This is a genomic window from Dyella acidisoli, assembly GCF_030160295.1.
Lineage (GTDB): Bacteria > Pseudomonadota > Gammaproteobacteria > Xanthomonadales > Rhodanobacteraceae > Dyella_B > Dyella_B acidisoli.
The window spans coordinates 23,559-42,083 of record NZ_BSOB01000020.1; the positions used below are offsets into that span (position 1 = coordinate 23,559).

The 18,525-nt window shown below is 61.1% G+C and carries 16 protein-coding genes; 9 read left to right on the forward strand and 7 right to left on the reverse strand.

What is annotated here, in order from left to right; all coding sequences use genetic code 11:
- Nucleotides 1–122: 122 nt before the first annotated feature.
- The 6 genes from QQJ86_RS12415 to QQJ86_RS12440 form a co-directional block, all read right to left on the reverse strand.
- Nucleotides 123–1,355, reverse strand: coding sequence for a TraB/GumN family protein (locus QQJ86_RS12415; RefSeq protein WP_284321266.1), 1,233 nt, complete (start codon nt 1,353–1,355; stop codon nt 123–125).
- Nucleotides 1,356–1,462: 107 nt separating this feature from the next.
- Nucleotides 1,463–2,353 (reverse strand): carbon-nitrogen hydrolase, encoded by an 891-nt coding sequence (locus QQJ86_RS12420; RefSeq protein ID WP_284321267.1) that lies wholly within the window; start codon nt 2,351–2,353, stop codon nt 1,463–1,465.
- Between the two features lie 257 nt (nt 2,354–2,610).
- Entirely contained in the window at nt 2,611–3,138 is a 528-nt protein-coding gene (locus tag QQJ86_RS12425) for a YbhB/YbcL family Raf kinase inhibitor-like protein (RefSeq protein WP_284321268.1), read from the reverse strand.
- 104 nt (nt 3,139–3,242) lie between these two features.
- Nucleotides 3,243–3,950 (reverse strand): helix-turn-helix transcriptional regulator, encoded by a 708-nt coding sequence (locus tag QQJ86_RS12430; RefSeq protein WP_284321269.1) that lies wholly within the window; start codon nt 3,948–3,950, stop codon nt 3,243–3,245.
- A 62-nt stretch (nt 3,951–4,012) separates the two neighbouring features.
- Nucleotides 4,013–5,050 (reverse strand): agmatine deiminase family protein, encoded by a 1,038-nt coding sequence (locus tag QQJ86_RS12435; RefSeq protein WP_284321270.1) that lies wholly within the window; start codon nt 5,048–5,050, stop codon nt 4,013–4,015.
- Between the two features lie 163 nt (nt 5,051–5,213).
- Complete coding sequence (locus QQJ86_RS12440) at nt 5,214–5,558, reverse strand: hypothetical protein (RefSeq protein WP_284321271.1); 345 nt, start codon at nt 5,556–5,558, stop codon at nt 5,214–5,216.
- Nucleotides 5,559–5,909: 351 nt separating this feature from the next.
- Here QQJ86_RS12440 and QQJ86_RS12445 point away from each other — a divergent pair, with 351 nt between their 5' ends.
- The 4 genes from QQJ86_RS12445 (at nt 5,910) to QQJ86_RS12460 (ending at nt 11,219) form a co-directional block, all read left to right on the forward strand.
- A complete protein-coding gene (locus tag QQJ86_RS12445; RefSeq protein WP_284321272.1) occupies nt 5,910–7,928 on the forward strand; it encodes an ABC-F family ATP-binding cassette domain-containing protein in 2,019 nt (672 codons plus the stop codon).
- A gap of 5 nt (nt 7,929–7,933) precedes the next feature.
- Complete coding sequence (locus tag QQJ86_RS12450) at nt 7,934–8,845, forward strand: phosphoglycerate mutase (protein WP_284321273.1); 912 nt, start codon at nt 7,934–7,936, stop codon at nt 8,843–8,845.
- Entirely contained in the window at nt 8,812–10,569 is a 1,758-nt protein-coding gene (recJ, locus tag QQJ86_RS12455; RefSeq protein WP_284321274.1) for a single-stranded-DNA-specific exonuclease RecJ, read from the forward strand. Before QQJ86_RS12450 ends, recJ begins: the two co-directional genes overlap by 34 nt.
- Before the next feature lie 284 nt (nt 10,570–10,853).
- Nucleotides 10,854–11,219 (forward strand): SpoIIAA family protein, encoded by a 366-nt coding sequence (locus QQJ86_RS12460; RefSeq protein WP_284321275.1) that lies wholly within the window; start codon nt 10,854–10,856, stop codon nt 11,217–11,219.
- 184 nt (nt 11,220–11,403) lie between these two features.
- Here QQJ86_RS12460 and QQJ86_RS12465 read toward each other — a convergent pair whose 3' ends face one another.
- On the reverse strand, nt 11,404–12,858 hold the full coding sequence (locus QQJ86_RS12465; RefSeq protein WP_284321276.1) for a DcaP family trimeric outer membrane transporter: 1,455 nt from the start codon (nt 12,856–12,858) through the stop codon (nt 11,404–11,406).
- Nucleotides 12,859–13,062: 204 nt separating this feature from the next.
- Here QQJ86_RS12465 and QQJ86_RS12470 point away from each other — a divergent pair, with 204 nt between their 5' ends.
- From QQJ86_RS12470 to lysS, 5 genes are all read left to right on the forward strand, one after another.
- Nucleotides 13,063–13,191: a hypothetical protein gene (locus tag QQJ86_RS12470; protein ID WP_284321277.1), complete on the forward strand. Its 129-nt coding sequence runs from the start codon at nt 13,063–13,065 to the stop codon at nt 13,189–13,191.
- 100 nt (nt 13,192–13,291) lie between these two features.
- A complete protein-coding gene (gene asnB, locus QQJ86_RS12475) occupies nt 13,292–14,962 on the forward strand; it encodes an asparagine synthase B (RefSeq protein ID WP_284321278.1) in 1,671 nt (556 codons plus the stop codon).
- A 391-nt stretch (nt 14,963–15,353) separates the two neighbouring features.
- A protein-coding gene (gene prfB / locus QQJ86_RS12480) for a peptide chain release factor 2 (RefSeq protein WP_284321279.1) occupies nt 15,354–16,479 on the forward strand; the annotation gives its coding sequence in 2 pieces (ribosomal slippage) (nt 15,354–15,428 and nt 15,430–16,479; 1,125 coding nt in all).
- 22 nt (nt 16,480–16,501) lie between these two features.
- Nucleotides 16,502–16,816, forward strand: a complete 315-nt coding sequence (locus QQJ86_RS12485) for a hypothetical protein (protein ID WP_284321280.1) — start codon at nt 16,502–16,504, stop codon at nt 16,814–16,816.
- Between the two features lie 83 nt (nt 16,817–16,899).
- Nucleotides 16,900–18,420, forward strand: a complete 1,521-nt coding sequence (gene lysS / locus QQJ86_RS12490) for a lysine--tRNA ligase (RefSeq protein WP_284321281.1) — start codon at nt 16,900–16,902, stop codon at nt 18,418–18,420.
- The last annotated feature ends 105 nt before the right edge of the window (nt 18,421–18,525 follow it).

Consider the following 18,525-nt stretch of genomic DNA (forward strand, 5'->3'; position numbering starts at 1 on the left):
TCCAGCGGATGCGTGCAACGTACTCGGCCGAGTATAGAGGTTGCTCCAGAGCCGTCACAATGGGACGGCAACCGCATGGGGAGCGACAAAAAGCCGCGCAGCACATGCCGCGCTGCGGCAAGTCAGAACAGGCTTTTGATGATGTGGATGCCTGCGGTGTACTCGCCGACAATGGTGCCCATGCTCACCAGGAAGAAGTTGAGCAGCGTGCGTGCCACGCGGTTAGTCCACCAACCGCTCCAGTGCACGATGTCGTCGCGCAGGCTTTCGAAATCCGCCACGCGCGGCCGGCGTACCCACACTTCCGCCATCGCACTGATGCCGCCGGCGGGAATGCCAGGGCGAAACGGCTTGATTGGCGCAGCGACGAACGCAGCGAGAATGCTCAAAGGATGTGCACGCGCCAATAGCGCGCCTAATGCGGCGAACCCGCCGGTGAACAGTACCCAGTCACGCAGGGCTTGCGTACCCAGCGTTGGACTGCGATGGAAGGCGTAGCCGATCGCAGCGAATATCAGCAGCACCAAGCCAACGGCGAGCCATTTCGGCCATCGCGCTTTCGGTGGTGTTTGTGCCAATTCCGAGACTGTCACGCTCGGGTCCGCTTGCTGGATGCGCAAGTGCTCGCACAGGCCTTTCAAGTGGCCCGCACCGATCACCACCAACACCTTGCACGGATTGGCCGTGACCGAGCGCCCGGCTTCCTCACGCAGACGCGCTGCCATGTAAGCGTCGCGCTCGGCGATCAAGCTGCGATACAGCGGCGCCGATTCGGTGGCGAACTCGCTGAAGGCGCTTTCCAGCATGTCGCCTTGCTTGAGTTTTTCGATTTCCTTCTCATCGATCGTTTCGCGTTCGAATACGCTGGCCAGCAGGCCACCGAGCAAGCCGAAGCGTTGCCATATGCCAACGCTGTGCCAGGCGCGCTTGAGCGTGGTACCTACCTCGCGATCGATCAGCCACAGCGGTACATCGAGTTCGGTGGCGCCATCCATCGCTGCTTTCATTTCGGCGCCGGGCTGGATGCCGTATTGATCGGCCAGACGCTTCTGGAAGGTGGAGAGCACCAAGCTCGCCGCCACCATGCCGGCTTTGCCTTCGCGAATCACCCGGAACAGATCCATCTGCTTGAAAGCTTCCGGATCGCGCATGCCCTGCGCGCGGCTTTCACACAGTTCAACCGCGATGGCGTTGAACGATTCATTGGCGAGCAGCGTCTGCACCGCCTCCACGCTGGTGCGCGATACGTGCGCGGTGCCCAACACCACGTATTCCACCCCATCGCGCTGCACGCGTTCGATCGGCTGGGCGTTGAGGTCAGGCGTAGGACGGAGACCGGTTTCGGAGACGCTCATGCAATGGGGTACGGCAGGGGTGGGAGTTACCCAGCATGGAGACTTGGGGCGTCTAGTGCAAGCTGGCTTTTTGACCCTCGTCCCATCAAGGAGAGGGTCGGGCGAAGTCAATCGCGGAAACGGCGCAGCAGATCACCGTAAGCATCAATGCGTCGATCACGCAGGAACGGCCAGATGCGGCGCACGTGTTCGCTGCGCGCCATATCGATCTCGGTCACCAGCAGCTGGCGCTGGTCAGTAACAGCCTGCGCCAGGAACTCGCCCTGCGGGCCAGCCACGAAGCTACTGCCCCAGAACTGGATGCCTGCGCCCACGCCGGCCGGATCAGGTTCGAAACCGGTGCGGTTGCATGACAGCAGAGGCAGGCCGTTTGCTACAGCGTGGCCGCGCTGCACAGTGATCCACGCTTCGCGCTGGCGATCCTTCTCGGCTTGATCGTCATTGGGATCCCAGCCGATCGCGGTGGGGTAAAGCAACAGTTCCGCACCGGCCAGCGCCATCAGTCGCGCGGCTTCCGGATACCACTGATCCCAGCACACCAGCACGCCCAGGCGGCCCACCGAGGTGTCGATCGGTTCGAAACCCAGATCGCCTGGGGTGAAATAGAACTTCTCGTAGAACGCCGGATCATCCGGAATATGCATCTTGCGATATTTGCCAGCGATGGTCGCGGAGCGATCGAACACCACCGCAGTGTTGTGATACAGCCCCGCAGCGCGTTTTTCGAACAGCGAAGCCACCACCACCAGCTTCAGTTCCTCCGCCAGCTTGCCGATGCGCGCCGTGCTGTGGCCCGGAATCGTTTCGGCCGTGTCGAATTCATTGACCGATTCGTGTTGGCAGAAATACGGACCGTTGTGCAGCTCCTGCAGGAGCACAAGCTCGACACCGGCCGCGGCGGCTTCGCGCAGGCCGGTTTCGATAGCATCGAGATTGGCATCGCGGCTGCCGCGGTGGGTTTCCTGCAGCAGCGCGACCTTGAGAGTCTTGCGGGTCATGCGAGCGTTTCCTGATCGCCGGTGGGGCGAGAAACGCATAGTTTAAGGGACAGGGAATGACAATGCAGTGCGAGATGCACTTCCCTTCCCTACGTGTAGTAGGGGCCATGCTTTCTCTTCTCCTCCGGCAAGCCGGAGGAGGTAGGGTCGGGTGAAGCAATCTCGCGATGAGTTAGAGCAATGCGACAAGCTCATGCAAACCCACCCCAACCCTCCCCTGCAAGCAGGGGAGGGAGCGTGTAGCTTGCGTTTATTGATCAACGACCGTAAGTCAACGTCTGCTGTGCCTTGCCAATCGCATGCCCGTGCACCATGAAACCCACCAGCGCAGCCGTTGCGTTGTCCGGCACATCAAGCTTAGGCGCGTCCAGCGCATACACCGTAAACACGTAGCGATGCGGCTTGTCACCAACTGGCGGGCAGGGGCCGCCCCATGTAGAGGTGCCGTAATCGTTGTGTACGCCGTGAGCGCCTGCTGGCAGCACTCCGCCTTCCGGCAATGCGTTGGTAGACGCTGGCAGGTTAAGAACCATCCAATGCCACCAGCCGCTTCCGGTCGGCGCATCCGGGTCATACACCGTTACCGCAAAACTGCGCGTATTAGCCGGTTGTCCTTGCCAATGCATGGCAGGTGCCAGGTTCTGGCCGGTGCAGCCGAAGCCGTTGAAGGTGTATTTCTGCGCAATATGTCCTGACGCATCGGCAGCATCGACGCGCAAGGAAAAATCACCCGCATGCGCGGCAAACGTGCTGACAGCGAACAGGACGGCAATCGTGCGGAGCATGGTTGGCACTCATCGTTGGAAGTGCCGGCATGGTAGGCAGGGGCTTGAAGCGAGCCTGCTACGTGGCGCGCAATCAATCGCCCGAAACGCTCAACCTACGCAATTCAATCACGCAATTCAGAAGGAAGGGTGCCAAAGCGCAACCGAAAGCGCGTGGCGAACCCCGACGGGGAAAGATAGCCGCAATCTTCCGCAATACGCTTGAGCGGCTGCGTCGTGGTCTGAATCAAAGTCAATGCGTGCGATAAGCGCACTTCTTCCAGGATGGCGCGAAAGCTGGTGCTCTCTGCGGCCAACTTGCGGCGCAAAGTGGCCACGCTCATAGCCAACTGTTCAGCGATCGGCTCTGCGCGCCATGTCTGTTCTGGAGCCGCGGCAAGGAGCAGGCGCACGCGTTCGGTGACGGTGGGTTCGTTCGTTAGCGTGGGACGAAAGCCGCTCAGCGCCAGCGCCTCCAACAGCTCCCGCACGCGATGTACCAGCACCGCCTGGGGTAGCTCCTGCTGCAGCCCCAATTCGGCATGCGCGAAAGCCTGGTCCAGCACGGGCGATGGCGACAACACTGCCCAAGTGCTCGGATCAGCGTCCACACTCCACTTTTGTTCCAGCAGCAATTCGCGCGATACCGTCACGCAACTGGAGAGGTAGGGGCCATCACTGGCCGGCAGATTTTCGACGTTGAGCAGCATGCCCGGTGTGACTACCAAGTAGTGGCCTGCATCGACCGCTGCACGCTGCGAGCCGTCTGCAAGCCGTTTCTGTCCGGCCCGAATACACGCCACGATGAAGGCGGTAAATGGCACGGCAGCCATGCGCTGTCGGCGCCTGGCATAGAAATTAAGCAGCGCGACGCTCATCCATCGTCAGGTAAAAGCTAACCTACCAATCCGGCCGGCAACTGCATGGTGATGCAATGCAAGCTGCCGTTCTGCCAGATCAGCGGGCGGCAAGGAACCTGCACCACGGTGCGCCCAGGATGTGCTTCGCCGATGATGCGCGCGGCTTCGTCATCGGCCGTGTCGCCATAAGCGGGAACCAGCACGGCACCGTTGACGATCAAGTAATTCGCATAGGAGGCAGCAAGCCTGCGGCCTTCGTCGATGATCGGCTTGGCCCAAGGCAGCGGATACAGCGTGTACGGTTTGCCATCCGGCGTGCGCAACGCGGCCAGTTCTTCACCCATGCGCTGCAGTTCGGCGTGATGCGCATCGGCAACGTCGTCGCATGCTTGATAAACGATGCGATCACCCGGCGCGAAGCGCGCCAAGGTGTCGATGTGCGCATCCGTGTCGTCGCCTTCCAGATAGCCGTAATCCAGCCACAGCACACGCTTGGCATGCAGGCCGTCACGCAATAGAGCGCTCATTTCCTCGCGCGATTGTTCCGGATGGCGTTGCACCAGGCAGCGCCACGTGGTGAGTACGGTGCCGGCACCATCGCTTTCGATGCCGCCGCCTTCCAGTGCCCAATCGATGCGCTTGTGCTCGGCAGAGCCGAACACACCGGCCGTCACCAACCCAGCGATCAGTGCATCATCCTGCTCTGCGCCGAACTTGCCGCCCCAGCCGGTGAAGCGAAAGTCCGTGAGCTGGAAATGGTTGTTCTCGCCGCGGAGCGTGATCGGGCCGGAATCGCGCAACCAGGTGTCGTCGTACGGCAGCTCAACGAAACGGATGCGCGAGAGATCGGCAGTCGTGTTCTGCAGCTTCGTGATCACATGTGCGCGCAAGTCTGCATCGGCCACCACAATGATCAGCGGCTGAAACCGCGTGACTGCCGCAGCGAGGGCAGCGTAGGTGGATTCCACCTGTTCGAGCCGTTCGGCCCAATCGGTACCGGCATGCGGCCAGGCAATCAAAACGGCGGCCTGCGGCTCCCATTCGGCCGGCAGGCGCAAGCTGGAATCGATCATGGGGACGACACTCGCGCTAAGGAGAAGCGCCCAGCGATTGGCCGGGCAGGCAAGTGGGGAAGTTTACGATGCTGCTAGCTATTGCGCGAGGCAGCTAGCGTTTGACGATGTCCATTCTTGCCTATCGTCATTCCGGCGAAGGCCGGAATGACGAGCGGGACGATCAATTCACCGTACCCGGATCGCGATTGTTCCCCGCCGGCGTATTCAACACCGCGTGAATCACATGGCTCTTCTCGAAGTACACGATGAAATTGGCATATTCCCAACGATTGATGGTGGGATGTCGGGCCGAGTCACCACCGCGCGGCGAAAGCTTGCGGGTGGGGGCGCCGTACTGCTTCTCCACCTGCTCCATGCTCATCCCGCGTGCCGGCAGATGCATGCCGTTCTCTTCCTGCACGCGTTGCTTCAGCGTTTCCTGAGCATGAGTGGTCTGCGACACGGTCAGCCCGGCGCCGAGGGCCATGACTGCCAGCAAGGGCAGGGTGTAACGGTGCTTGAACATGATTCCCCTCTCCGCACAATACGTTGCTGCGCCGTTGTAGCAGAACTCTCCGGCCGCTGCCACGAGCAAAAACGACAGATGTGATGAAGGGCCGATCTGCTTCACTCTGCGCAGGCGTCATCGCCCCTGTCTGTCCGCATCTCTTCGGTCCATCGTCTCGACAGAAGGCCAGTCTGCCTTCCTCGCTCCTCAAAGCCGGGTACATCCATGTACCCTCCCCGCGTGCGCCGATGGCCCTGTGATCTGCGAACAGACAGGACCTATGTCACCCACGCAGAGTGAACCGGAGCGGCCCTGACCGTTATCATGTACGACCTCGGGCGTCCCGGCCCGGCCTCAGCCTGACTCCACATGATTGCGTTCCGCCACTTCGCCCTGCGCCGCGGCAGCCGGTTGCTGCTTTCCGACATTGACCTGGTGATCCAGAGCGGCTGGCGCCTGGGCGTGGTCGGCCGTAACGGCTGCGGCAAGTCCAGCCTGTTCGCGGCGCTGCAAGGGCAGTTGGAGGCTGACGCGGGCGAATTGGATATGCCGGCCAAGCTGCGTCTCGCCTCGGTGGCGCAGGAAACCCCGTCCTTGCCGGACCCGGCCATCGACTATGTGATGGGTGGCGATGTGGAACTGGCTACCGCGCTACGCGACGAACTGGATGCGCAAGCGCGCGGCGACACCGAAGCGATGGCGCTCGCCCATCATCGCATTGAGGAACTGCACGGCTACGACGCACGCGCTCGCGCCGGTCGTCTGCTGCATGGTCTTGGTTTCAGCCCGGATACGCATGAGCGTGCGGTCAGTGAGTTTTCCGGTGGCTGGCGTGTACGTTTGAACCTGGCTCGCGCGCTGATGGCGCCATCCGATCTGCTACTGCTCGACGAACCCACCAACCACTTGGATCTTGATGCGGTGCTGTGGCTGGAAGAATGGCTGCGCCGTTATCAAGGTACCTTGCTGGTAATTTCGCACGATCGCGAATTCCTGGATGGCGTGATCACCCACACCATGCACCTCAACGAGGGCAGAGCCAAGCTCTACACCGGCAACTACAGCGCATTCGAACGCCAGCGCTCGGAACAACTTCGCCTGCAGCAGATTGCCCATGAGCGCGAGCAAACCGAGCGCGCGCACCTGCAGTCCTTCATCGATCGCTTCAAGGCCAAGGCCAGCAAGGCCAAGCAGGCACAGTCGCGCATGAAGCGCCTGGAGAAAATGGCCGGCACTGAAGCCGTGCGTGCCGAGCGCCCCTTCCGCTTCCAATTTGCTGTGCCGGACCGCCTGCCAGATTCGATGTTGCAGATGGAAGATGTGGAGGCCGGTTATCCCTCCTTTCTCCCTCTCCCCTCTGGGGAGAGGGGCGGGGTGAGGGGTGAGTCTGGCGATGAACCCACATCAGAGCGTGCTTCAAATATAGGTTGCCGCGAGCGTGTCCCCTCACCCCAACCCTCTCCCCAGAGGGGAGAGGGAGCAAAAGGGCTGCTGCGCGACGTGCGTTTTCGCCTGGAGGCCGGCGAGCGTGTCGGTCTGCTCGGCCCCAACGGCGCAGGTAAATCCACGCTGGTGAAAACGCTGGTCGGCGAACTTGCCGCCCTGAACGGCGAACGCAAAACGCACAAGGACCTGAAAATCGGTTACTTCGCCCAGCACACCGTGGAAAGCCTGCGCGAAGGTGCAAGCCCCTTCGATCACCTGCAAGACAAGGCGCCCGGTGTTGGTGCGCAGGTGCTGCGCGATTTTCTCGGTGGCTGGAATTTTGCGGGCGATCGCGCGTTCGAATCGGTCGATGGTTTTTCCGGTGGTGAGCGTGCGCGTCTGGCCTTGGCGTTGATCGCCTGGGACAAGCCGAACCTGTTACTGCTCGACGAACCCACCAACCACCTCGATCTCGACATGCGCGAAGCTTTGGCCGACGCGCTGGCCGATTTTGATGGTGCGCTGGTGCTCGTCTCGCACGATCGCCATTTGCTCGGCATGGTCTGCGACAGCTTCTGGCGCGTGGCCGATCACAAAGTCGAATCGTTCGACGGCGATCTGGACGATTACGCCCGCTGGCTGCGCGCGCGCGGCAACGCGCCGAAGAAAACCGAAGCGGAAGCCAAGCAACCCGTGGAATCCGCCGCCGACCGCCGCCGCGCAGCCGCTGCGCAGCGTGAGAGCGAAAAGGCATCACGTCAGCGCGTGAAGAAGATCGAAACGCGCGTCGCGGCGATCGACGAAGAGCTGACCAAGCTGGAACAGAAACTCGCCGACCCACAAACCTACAACGGCTCAACCGCCGAGCTGATGAAACTCGGCCAGCGCCAGGCGGAGCTGCGCAAAGAAAAGGAAACGCTCGAAGCCGAATGGCTGGAACTGTACGAACTACTGGAAGCCTGAGGACAATGGAAACCACCCCGCGACACGTGGAGTGTTGGCTGCCCGATCTGCAGCGCTTCGATTCGATGCATCCACTTCGCGCTTTGCTGCGGCAAGGTGATCGTCTCCCGGATGGTGCGAAAGGCTATCTCGGCGGCCTGGCCTCCTACTTTTCATGCGACGGTGAACTGCCTGCGGCAGCGTTGATTCGCGATCATCTGGCCGGCGATGCGGCCGACGCTTGCTGGCTCAGCGCCGACCCCGCCTGGATACAACCGGATATGAGCGGTGCGCGCTTGCTCGCCTGCGGCCACTTGCCGGTGAGCATGGAGGAAGCCGAGGCGCTGGCCGAAACCTTGCAACCGGTTTTCGCCGACGAAGGCATCAAGCTGGATATTTCGTCACCGCAACGCTGGCATCTGCGTGTGCCTTCGCACATCGCGTTGCCGAATTTCGCCGCGCCCGAGCAGGCGCTGGGCGAAGACCTTTACGATCATCTACCACAGGGGCCTGAAGGTCGCCGTTGGCGCGTACTGTTCAATGAAGTGCAGGTGTTGCTGCATCAACACCCATGCAACGCGGAACGGCGCGAACGTGGTCTGCCGCCGATCAACAGTCTGTGGTTTTGGGGCGGTGGTGTGTTGCCTTCGCGTGTCGACACCGCCTTGCGCGGTGTCATCGGCGAGGATCTGTTGTTGATGGCGCTCGCGCATCGCGCTGGTATCCCGACGCAGCGACGTACAGCTTCCACGGTAGATGCTGCGCCAGTGGGTTGGTTGCTCGATCTGCAGGACCAGCCGACGGATGTCATCGCAAACGAATGGTGGTCGTGCCTGCAGGCTTTGAGCAAGCGTTCACCGCTGCTGCTTTCGTCTGCAAGCGGCGAGCGTTGGTTGCATCGTCCATGGCATCGCTTGCGTTTCTGGCGGCGAGGCTAGTGGTGATGGGCCAGATCTTGAAGCGTCGTCCGCTGTTGGGTGAGCCAGCAGGGTGGGGCGACACCGTTCCGGCGATCTTGCAGCGCATCTATGCGGCACGCGGCGTGTTGAGCCCTGAACAAGCGGAGCACCGTTTGAATCGCTTGTTGGCGCCGCAGCAGTTGAGCGGTATGCAACAGGCGATTGCCTTGCTAGCTGAAGCAATCCGTGACGACATCTCGATCATGATCGCCGGCGATTATGACTGCGACGGTGCCACCGGCAGTGCCGTGGCAGTGCGTGGTTTGCGTTTGCTTGGCGCCCGATACGTGGACTATGTGGTGCCGAATCGTTTCGTGCACGGCTACGGACTCACGCCGGAACTGGTCGCTTCTTTGCCGTCGCACGCGCAACTGATCGTCACCGTCGACAACGGCATCGCTAGCGTAAGCGGCGTTGCTGCGGCGCGCGCGCGCGGCATGTGTGTGATCGTGACAGATCATCATCTGCCAGGCGATCACCTGCCGGAAGCGGACGCCATCGTCAATCCCAATGTGCACGGTGACGGCTTTCCAAGCAAGGCACTGGCTGGCGTGGGTGTGATGTTCTACGTGCTGCTGGCGCTGCGCGCGTATTTGCGCGAACAGGGCTGGTTCGCTGACAAACCGGAGCCGGATCTTTCGGTGTTGCTGGATCTGGTCGCGCTGGGCACGGTCGCCGACCTGGTGCCGCTGGATTACAACAACCGCGTGCTGGTCGAAGCGGGCATGAAACGTTTGCGCAGCGGGCGTGGTTGCGCGGGCATTGTGGCTTTGGTCGAAGCGAGCCAGCGCACTGTTGCCTCGCTATGCGCCAGCGATTTCGCCTATGCGATCGGGCCGCGCTTGAATGCTGCCGGGCGGCTGGAAGACATGCGGCTGGGCGTGGAATGCCTGCTTACCGACGATGCGACCCAAGCGCGTGGCTACGCCCAACTGTTGAGTTCGATCAACCAGGAACGACGCGATCTGCAGGCATCGATGGTGGCTGAGGCCGAAGTGATGGTGGCCAGTGCTTCCCATATCGATGCACAGACCGTTGGCGTCACCTTGTTCGAACCAAGCTGGCATGCAGGTGTTGTCGGGTTGGTCGCATCCAAGTTGAAAGAGCGGCTGCATCGCCCGGTGATCGCGTTTGCGCCGGCGGGCGAAGACGATCCCGACCATTTGCGCGGTTCCGCGCGCTCCATCGCCGGCTTTCATATCCGCGATGCGCTGGCGGTGGTCGATGCGCGCCATCCCGGTTTGATCGAGCGCTTCGGCGGGCACGCCATGGCGGCTGGCTTGAGCCTGCCCACGCAGCATTATCCGCGCTTTGCCGAAGCCTTCGACGCCGTGGCACGCGAATGGTTGAGCGAAGAGCAACTGCAAGCAGTGCTCTACACCGACGGCGAAATGCCTACTGGCATGTTCACGCTGGAAATGGCGCGCATGCTGCGGTTCGCCGGCCCGTGGGGGCAGGCCTTTCCCGAACCGGTCTTCGAAAACCGCTTCGAATGCTTCAGCTGGCGCCCGATGGGCGAGCGGCATCTGCGCCTGAGCCTGCGCGACCCGCGCGACGACGCCGTGCATGATGCGGTGATGTTCAACGCTTACGAAGGCAAGCCACCACCGGCGATGATGCGTGCGGCTTACGAGCTCACCATTAATGATTGGCAGGGCAGGGAGTCGCCGCGGTTGTTGTTGCGTTATATGGAGCCGGCATAACTTCTTCTTTCCTTGCGTACCACCGCATTAGCTTTCTCTCTTTGAAAACTTCCTCAGTGAATCCCTCTCCCTCCGGGAGAGGGTGCCGAGAGGCGGGTGAGGGTTCGGGCGAAGCGTGGTGCTGGCTTCCAGCGCAAGTTTTGCCATCACGCCCTGACCGTACCCTCACCCCAACCCCTCTCCCGGAGGGAGAGGGGCTCATGTTGCAAACCTTCCCGTTCACTTGCGCTGCTATTCAATTCGCGCTTGTATAGCTCACAGACGAAGCACCAAGGAGCATCGTCATGATCGAGCAACTTCCTTCTCTACCCGCAGGCGTCCTGGGTTTTCGTATGAGCGGTACGGTCACCGCACAGGACTACGAAAACGTGATGGTGCCGGACATCGAGGCGGCCTTCGCGTTGAACAACAAGCTGCATCTGGTGATTCATATCGATGACGAGTTCATCGGTTTTGCGCCTGGTGCGATGTGGGACGACGTAAAGCTCGGTTTTCGCCACATCAGCGGCTGGCAACGCACGGCTCTCGTGACGGATGTAGGCTGGGTCCGCGCGATGTCGAGCGTGTTCGGCTTTGCTATGCCCACGCATTTCCGATTGTTCTCCAACCTCGAACTGGACGAAGCGGTTCGTTGGGCGTCTTCCATGTAGGTTGCCATGACAGTACGCGTTCCCTCACGGCCGTCATGCCCGCGAAAGCGGGCATCCATTTTCCTCTGAGACAAAAGCGAAGATGGATTCCCGCTTTCGCGGGGATGACGGCATCTTGGGTAACTTTCATCATGGCGGTACTGTGGGATGACATGACTGTTGGGGTTTGTACCCAACATGCGTATTACTTGATAAAGCTGTACTGCAGCGACCCCTGAATTCGCGTATCGGTGTTGTAACGATTGTCCTGCACTTCCAATCGGCCATGCAGCAGCTCCAGGCCAACCGTGAGCGCGGGCATGGGCGCCCAGATCAGATTCGCTGCGCCATAGTCGCTGTCGTGGAAGTCGCTGCTGCTCAGCCAAGGTGAACGCGGTACGCGCAGCACGCCATAGACGAGATTGCTGCGCCAATTGTCACTCCAATAGTGCGTGTAAGCGGCATACGCTCCGCGTTCGGTAAGCAGATGCATCTTGCCGTCCGGACTGACCACCGCGTCCAGACCGGCACCGCCGAGATCGTTGAGATAGCGCGCGACACCTTTGCCCCAGTTGAGCCCGAGCATCAACAGATCGCCGTAGGAGGCGAAGCGTGCCACTTTGAACGAGCCGGTCAGTTGAGCACCGCCGCTTACCATGCGGCGGTTTTCGTCATTGCTGCTATAGCCAAGCTGACGCACTACACCACCCAGTTGCAGATGACCCCAGCTTTGCTCGGTGCGTGCGGCGACGATCACATCTGGCACGTGTTGCGTGCCGTGCACGTTCGTCGAAACGTCGATGGCGCGTATTTCAGAAGAAGGCTGTTCGGCGGCAAGCGTAAGGCTGCTGTTTTCCCCCAGGTGAAGGAACTGGTGGATGCCGGCACGCCGTGGCGCGATCACGCTGTTCGGCCCCGCGAAATCCAGCGTATCGGGAATGGCATCGACATCGGTCAGGGACGACCAGCCGAAACCCGCATACGTGTTGCCCAGTTGGCCATAAGCCTGGCGAAGGCGGAACCCGTACTGACCGTTGCCGCCCCCGAAGAAATCGTTCTCGAAATAGAAGCGCAGCGTTTCGTCGAACAGGGTCGGTCGCCGAATATCGAGGCTGAAACGCGTTTGGCGCGCCTGTAGGTTGAAGTTGCCGCGATCACGGGTGGCCGGTACCGGAATGCTTGCGGTAGCGAACGCATCCGGCGAACCCATGCTGCGGGTGTCGTAGATCATGTCCAGCTTGGCGTAGCCGCCGATGCGGGCGATGGTCTCCGTGCCCGGAATCTGGATGAAGCCTTTCAGCGTTGGATCGGTAGGCGGCGCTTCGTTGTCGATGCGTGACGCGGAATCCTGGTCTTCCGAAACGCTTTGCTGGGGCGGTAGGGGCGAGTGCTCCGCGTGAGTCAGCTGTAACGCATCCACCTGGGAGCTGGGTACCTCGGTGAGAGGTGCTGGGGCAGTCGATGGCGTGCTGGTCGAAGCAGCCGTGACCTGTGTCCGCTCCGCTTTCAGCGCTTTCACTTCGGCCTGCAGGGCCTGCACCGTGGCCTTCAGCTCATCCACTTCTTGCTGCAGGTGTTGCGTCCTGTCCTGTTGCGCGAGCACGGGCGGCGACAGTAGGGCAAATATCAGTGCAGCACTCAGGCACTTCATCCGTTCCATAGTGGGTCCCTCGCATGGAAGCGCGACTTTGCACGGCGGAAAGCGGGTGCCGATCCCCTCGCAACCCCTTGATCGACGTGAAATCTGAGCAAGGGGCCGGCGAAGGTGGCGTGAAGTCTGGATGAGGTGCGACCTGGTTCTCAGTCGTGCTGATCAGGCGCCGGGTCGCTTGCGTGCGGTTCTGGCTTGTGGTTTAGTCGGCCCATGCACACCTACCTTGCCAGCCACCTGACTCAGCTCGCCGCGTTCGCGGATGGCGCTGCCGTGGCTGCAACGTCCCTGAATAACAACGCCAATAACAATAACCGCAACAGCGGACGGGCCGGCGTGTAGACGAAAGAAACATCAACACACACGCAAAAGGGCCCGCCAAGTGCGGGCCCTTTTGTTTTTCAGCGTTTCACTTAACCAGCGAGCTAAAGGAAAACCCATCATGTGCGCCATCTTCGGAATGTTTGATCTTCAGCCGGGCGACGACCTGGCCGCGTTACGCCTGCTGGCGTTGGAACTGTCGCAGCGTCAGCGCCACCGCGGGCCGGATTGGAGCGGGGTGTTCGTGGACGCCGGGGTGATCCTGGTGCACGAGCGCTTGGCTATCGTCGACCCCGCCAGCGGCGCGCAGCCATTGCGCTCCCGCGACGGCCACCTGGCGCTGGCGGTGAATGGTGAGATCTACAACCATCGCGAGCTGCGTGCGCACAGCAGCTACGACTTCACTACCGGCTCGGACTGCGAAGTGATCAACGCGCTCTACCGTGAACATGGCGCGGATTTCCTCAACAAGCTCAATGGCATTTTTGCGTTCGCCCTGTGGGATGGCGATGCGAAGCGCTATCTCATCGCACGCGACCCCCTCGGCGTGTGTCCGCTGTACTGGGGCCACGATGCGCAGGGCAGGCTGTGCGTGGCCTCGGAAATGAAGGCGCTGGTGGGCGTGTGCGCAGATGTCGCGCCGTTTCCCCCCGGACACGTCTACGACAGCACCACTGGCGAGTTGCTGCGTTACTACCAGCGCCCGTGGCGCGATTACGAAGCCACCAGAGGCCATGGTCCGGGTGAACTGCGCAAGGCATTCGAGCAGGCCGTGCACCGCCAGTTGATGACGGACGTGCCGTATGGCGTGCTGTTGTCAGGCGGTTTGGATTCCTCACTGGTTGCAGCCTGCGCCGCGCGTTTCGCGCGCGAACGCGTGGAAGACGATGATCGCAGCGAAGCCTGGTGGCCGCGTCTGCATTCCTTCGCCATCGGCCTGGAAGGTTCGCCCGATCTGGCTGCGGCGAAAGTAGTGGCCGACGCACTGGGCACCGTGCATCACGGCTTCGTCTACAACTTCTGGGAAGGCCTGGATGCGCTGCCGGAAGTGATCCGCCATATCGAAACCTACGACGTCACCACGATCCGCGCATCCACGCCGATGTATCTGCTCGCACGCCGCATTAAAGCGATGGGCGTGAAGATGGTGCTATCAGGCGAAGGCTCCGACGAAATCTTCGGCGGCTATCTGTATTTCCACAAAGCACCCTCAGCCGAAGCCTTCCACGAAGAAACGGTGCGCAAGCTCGATGCATTGCACAGCTACGATTGCCTGCGTGCGAACAAGTCGATGATGGCCTGGGGCGTGGAAGCGCGTGTGCCGTTCCTCGATCTTGAATTCATGGAAACGGCGATGAGCATGGATGCCGCGCACAAGATGGCCGGCAAGGGACGGATCGAAAAAGCCGTGCTGCGCGAAGCCTTCGCCGGTGCATTGCCGGAATCGATTCTGTGGCGGCAAAAGGAGCAATTCAGCGATGGTGTGGGCTATGGCTGGATCGATGGCTTGAAGGCACATGCCGAGCAGGCCGTGAGCGATCGCGAATTCGCCGCCGCGGCATCGCGTTACCCCTTCAATACGCCCGCCACGAAAGAGGCGTACTTGTATCGCCGCATCTTCGAGAAGTTTTTCCCGGGCGAGGCGTGTGCGGCGACGGTGCCGGGCGGCAAATCGATCGCATGTTCCTCGCCGGCGGCATTGGCGTGGGACCCGGCGTTTGCGGCGATGGCTGATCCGTCTGGACGTGCGGTGCGCGGGGTGCATGCGCACGCGCTTGAAACTACACCGTAATCGCGCACCGCTTTTCCCTCTCCCTTTCGGGGAGAGGGCAGGGTGAGGGGGGCAATCTAGCCTCGAAGTTCTTCTTTAGCCAACCGTCATTCCGGCGAAGGCCGGAATCCAGTCTAAATATGCGTCCGAAGGACACAACATTTATATGTTGAGTGCTTCGCACGACGTATTTGAACTGGATTCCGGCCTTCGCCGGAATGACGCTGAGGAGTGGGTGAAGTTTCTCGCCAGTCTGGCCCTTCACCCCAACCCTCTCCCCGGAGGAGCGAGGGAGTCCCAGCACCGTGGATGTTGTCTTCAGCCCTCAGCTAGGCGCCCCCGCACCCGGTTTGCTAGCATTACCGTTTATCTCGCGCCCTTCGGGCGCCATCCCTTCAGGGTTCAACCACACATGATCGAAACCAATCCGATCCTTGCGCAGATCGCGGACCTCAAGGCCCGTATCGAGTCGCTTAGGGGGTATCTTTGACTACGACGCCAAGCGTGAGCGTCTGGAAGAAGTAAGCCGCGAACTGGAAAGCCCCACCGTCTGGGACGATCCGCCCCGCGCACAGGAACTGGGCCGCGAACGCGCCCGCCTCGACACCATCGTCAGCGGCATCGACCGCATCACCTCTGGCCTCGCCGATGCGGGCGAGCTGCTGGAAATGGCGGCTGCCGACGGCGACGATGCCACCGTGCAATCGGTGCAGACCGACGTCGGCAAGCTCGACGCCGACGTAAGCAAGCTGGAATTCCAGCGCATGTTCTCCGGCAAGATGGATTCGGCCAATGCCTTCGTCGACATCCAGGCCGGCGCCGGCGGCACAGAGGCACAAGACTGGGCAGAAATGCTGCTGCGCATGTACCTGCGCTGGTGCGAAGCGCGCGGCTGGAAAACCGAGCTGATGGAAGCCAGCGCAGGCGACGTGGCCGGTATCAAGTCCGCCACTTTCCGCGTGGAAGGCGATTACGCTTATGGCTGGCTGAAAACCGAAATCGGCGTGCACCGTCTGGTGCGCAAGAGCCCGTTCGATTCGGACAACCGCCGCCACACCAGCTTCACTTCGGTGTTCGTGTCGCCGGAAGTCGATGACGACATCGACATCGAGATCAACCCGGCCGATTTGAAAACCGACGTGTATCGCTCGTCCGGCGCCGGCGGTCAGCACGTGAACAAGACCGAATCGGCGGTGCGTATTACCCACGTGCCCAGCGGTGTGGTCGTGGCTTGCCAAACCGAACGCAGTCAGCACGCCAACCGCGACCGAGCGATGAAAATGCTGGCCGCCAAGCTGTACGAACTGGAGATGCAAAAGCGCAATGCCGAAAAGGATGCGCTGGAAGCGACCAAGTCCGACATCGGTTGGGGCAGTCAGATCCGCAACTACGTGTTGGACCAAAGCCGCATCAAAGATCTGCGCACCGGCGTGGAACGCACGGACACCCAAAAGGTGCTGGATGGTGACCTCGACGATTTCATCGAGGCGAGCCTGAAAGCAGGACTGGATGCCGGCGCCAAGCGCGTCGATGCTTGATCACCGATCGAGGAGTCATGGCATGAACGGCAAAATGACCTACGCAGTTCTGTTTGCATGCGCCAGCGCCGTATTCTTCAGTTACGCCGCGAACGCTGCCGACCAGGGCGTTAAGCAGGATGCCAAGAACGCCGGACACGCTATCGGTAACGGTGCACGCGACGTCGGCCATGCCACGGCGCATGTCGCCAAAACGATTGGCCATGGTGCAAAAGAAGCGGGCCAAGGCATCGGACACGGCGCGAAGGAAGCCGGGCAGGGCATTGGCCATGGCGCGCAAAAGGGATGGCATGCGACCAAACACGCGGTCAAGCATGTGTTTGGCAAAGACGATTGAGCCATCCTGGCGTTTGACTCTCAGCGATACATAAAAGAAAGCGTTTGGCACTCGATGTGAGCGCCGGCAGCAATGGAATCTTCATGACTGAAATAACCGACAACCTGCCCCTCGACGAGAACAAGCTGATCGCCGAGCGCCGCGAAAAGTTGAACGCGCTGCGCGAGCAGGGCATCGCCTTTCCAAACGACTTCAAGGTGGATGCATTTGCCGGCGATCTGCAGGCAGAGTTTGCTGACAAAGACCAGCACACGGCCGAAGCCATCGAAGCGCTGGCGCGTCGCGTCAAAGTTGCCGGCCGCATCGTGCTCAAGCGTGTGCAGGGCAAGGTCAGCTTCGTGCAGATGCAGGATTTCACCGGCCGCATCCAGCTCTTCATTCACCAAGGCACGGTGGGTGAGGAAACGTACGAAGCGTTCAAGGGTTGGGACGTGGGTGATATCGTCGGCGCCGAAGGCGTGCTGATGCGCACCAAGACCGGCGAGTTGTCGGTGAAGGTACAAACGCTGCGCCTGCTCACCAAGAGCCTGCGCCCGCTGCCGGACAAGTGGCACGGCCTTGCCGACGTAGAGCAGCGCTATCGACAGCGCTACGTCGATCTGATCGTCACCGAAGAAGCGCGCCGCACCTTCATGCTGCGCTCGAAGATCATCGGCTACATGCGCAAGTGGCTGGAGGCCGAACCGTACCGCTTCATGGAAGTGGAAACGCCGATGATGCACATCATCCCCGGCGGTGCCATTGCGCGTCCGTTTATCACGCACCACAATGCGTTGGATATCGATCTTTATCTGCGTGTGGCGCCGGAGCTGTATCTGAAGCGCCTGACTGTCGGAGGCTTCGACCGCGTCTACGAGATCAACCGTAACTTCCGCAACGAGGGCGTGTCCACGCGACACAACCCCGAGTTCACCATGCTGGAGCTGTACCAGGCCTACGCCACGTATCACGAGATCATGGACCTCACTGAGTCGATGATCCGCGACACGGCGAAGAACGTGCTGGGCACCACCAAGCTCGCTTGGGAAGATGCAGATATCGACGTCGGCCCTGCGTTCCGTCGCTGGCGCATGGAAGATGCCGTGCTGGAACTCAATCCCGAGATCAAGCGCGAAGAACTACGCAACCGCGACGCCATGGCTGCGCACGCCAAGCGCTTGGGCCTGCAGGTGAAGTCGAACTATGGCTGGGGCAAGCTGCTGCTGGAAATCTTCGAGAAGACGGTGGAGCACACATTGGTGCAACCCACCTTCATCATCGATCACCCGGTGGAAGTCTCCCCGCTGGCGCGCGAGAACGACATCGACAAGGGCATCACCGATCGCTTCGAACTGTTCGTCAACGGCAAGGAATTCGCCAACGGCTTCTCCGAATTGAACGACCCGGAAGACCAGGCGGCGCGATTCCAGGCGCAGGTGGATGCGAAGGCATCCGGCGATGACGAAGCGATGCACTTCGATGCGGATTACATCCGTGCGCTGGAAGTGGGTTTGCCGCCGACCGGTGGGCTTGGCGTGGGTATTGATCGACTTGTGATGATGTTTACCAACTCGGCGTCGATTCGTGACGTGTTGTTGTTCCCGTATATGCGCCCTGAGGCGTAATCCGCTTTACTCCCTCTCCCCGAAGGGGAGAGGGGCGAATCTCGCGAAGAGGCGTCACCATTCCTTGAGGTCGTCATTCCCGCGAAAGCGGGAATCCATCTTCGT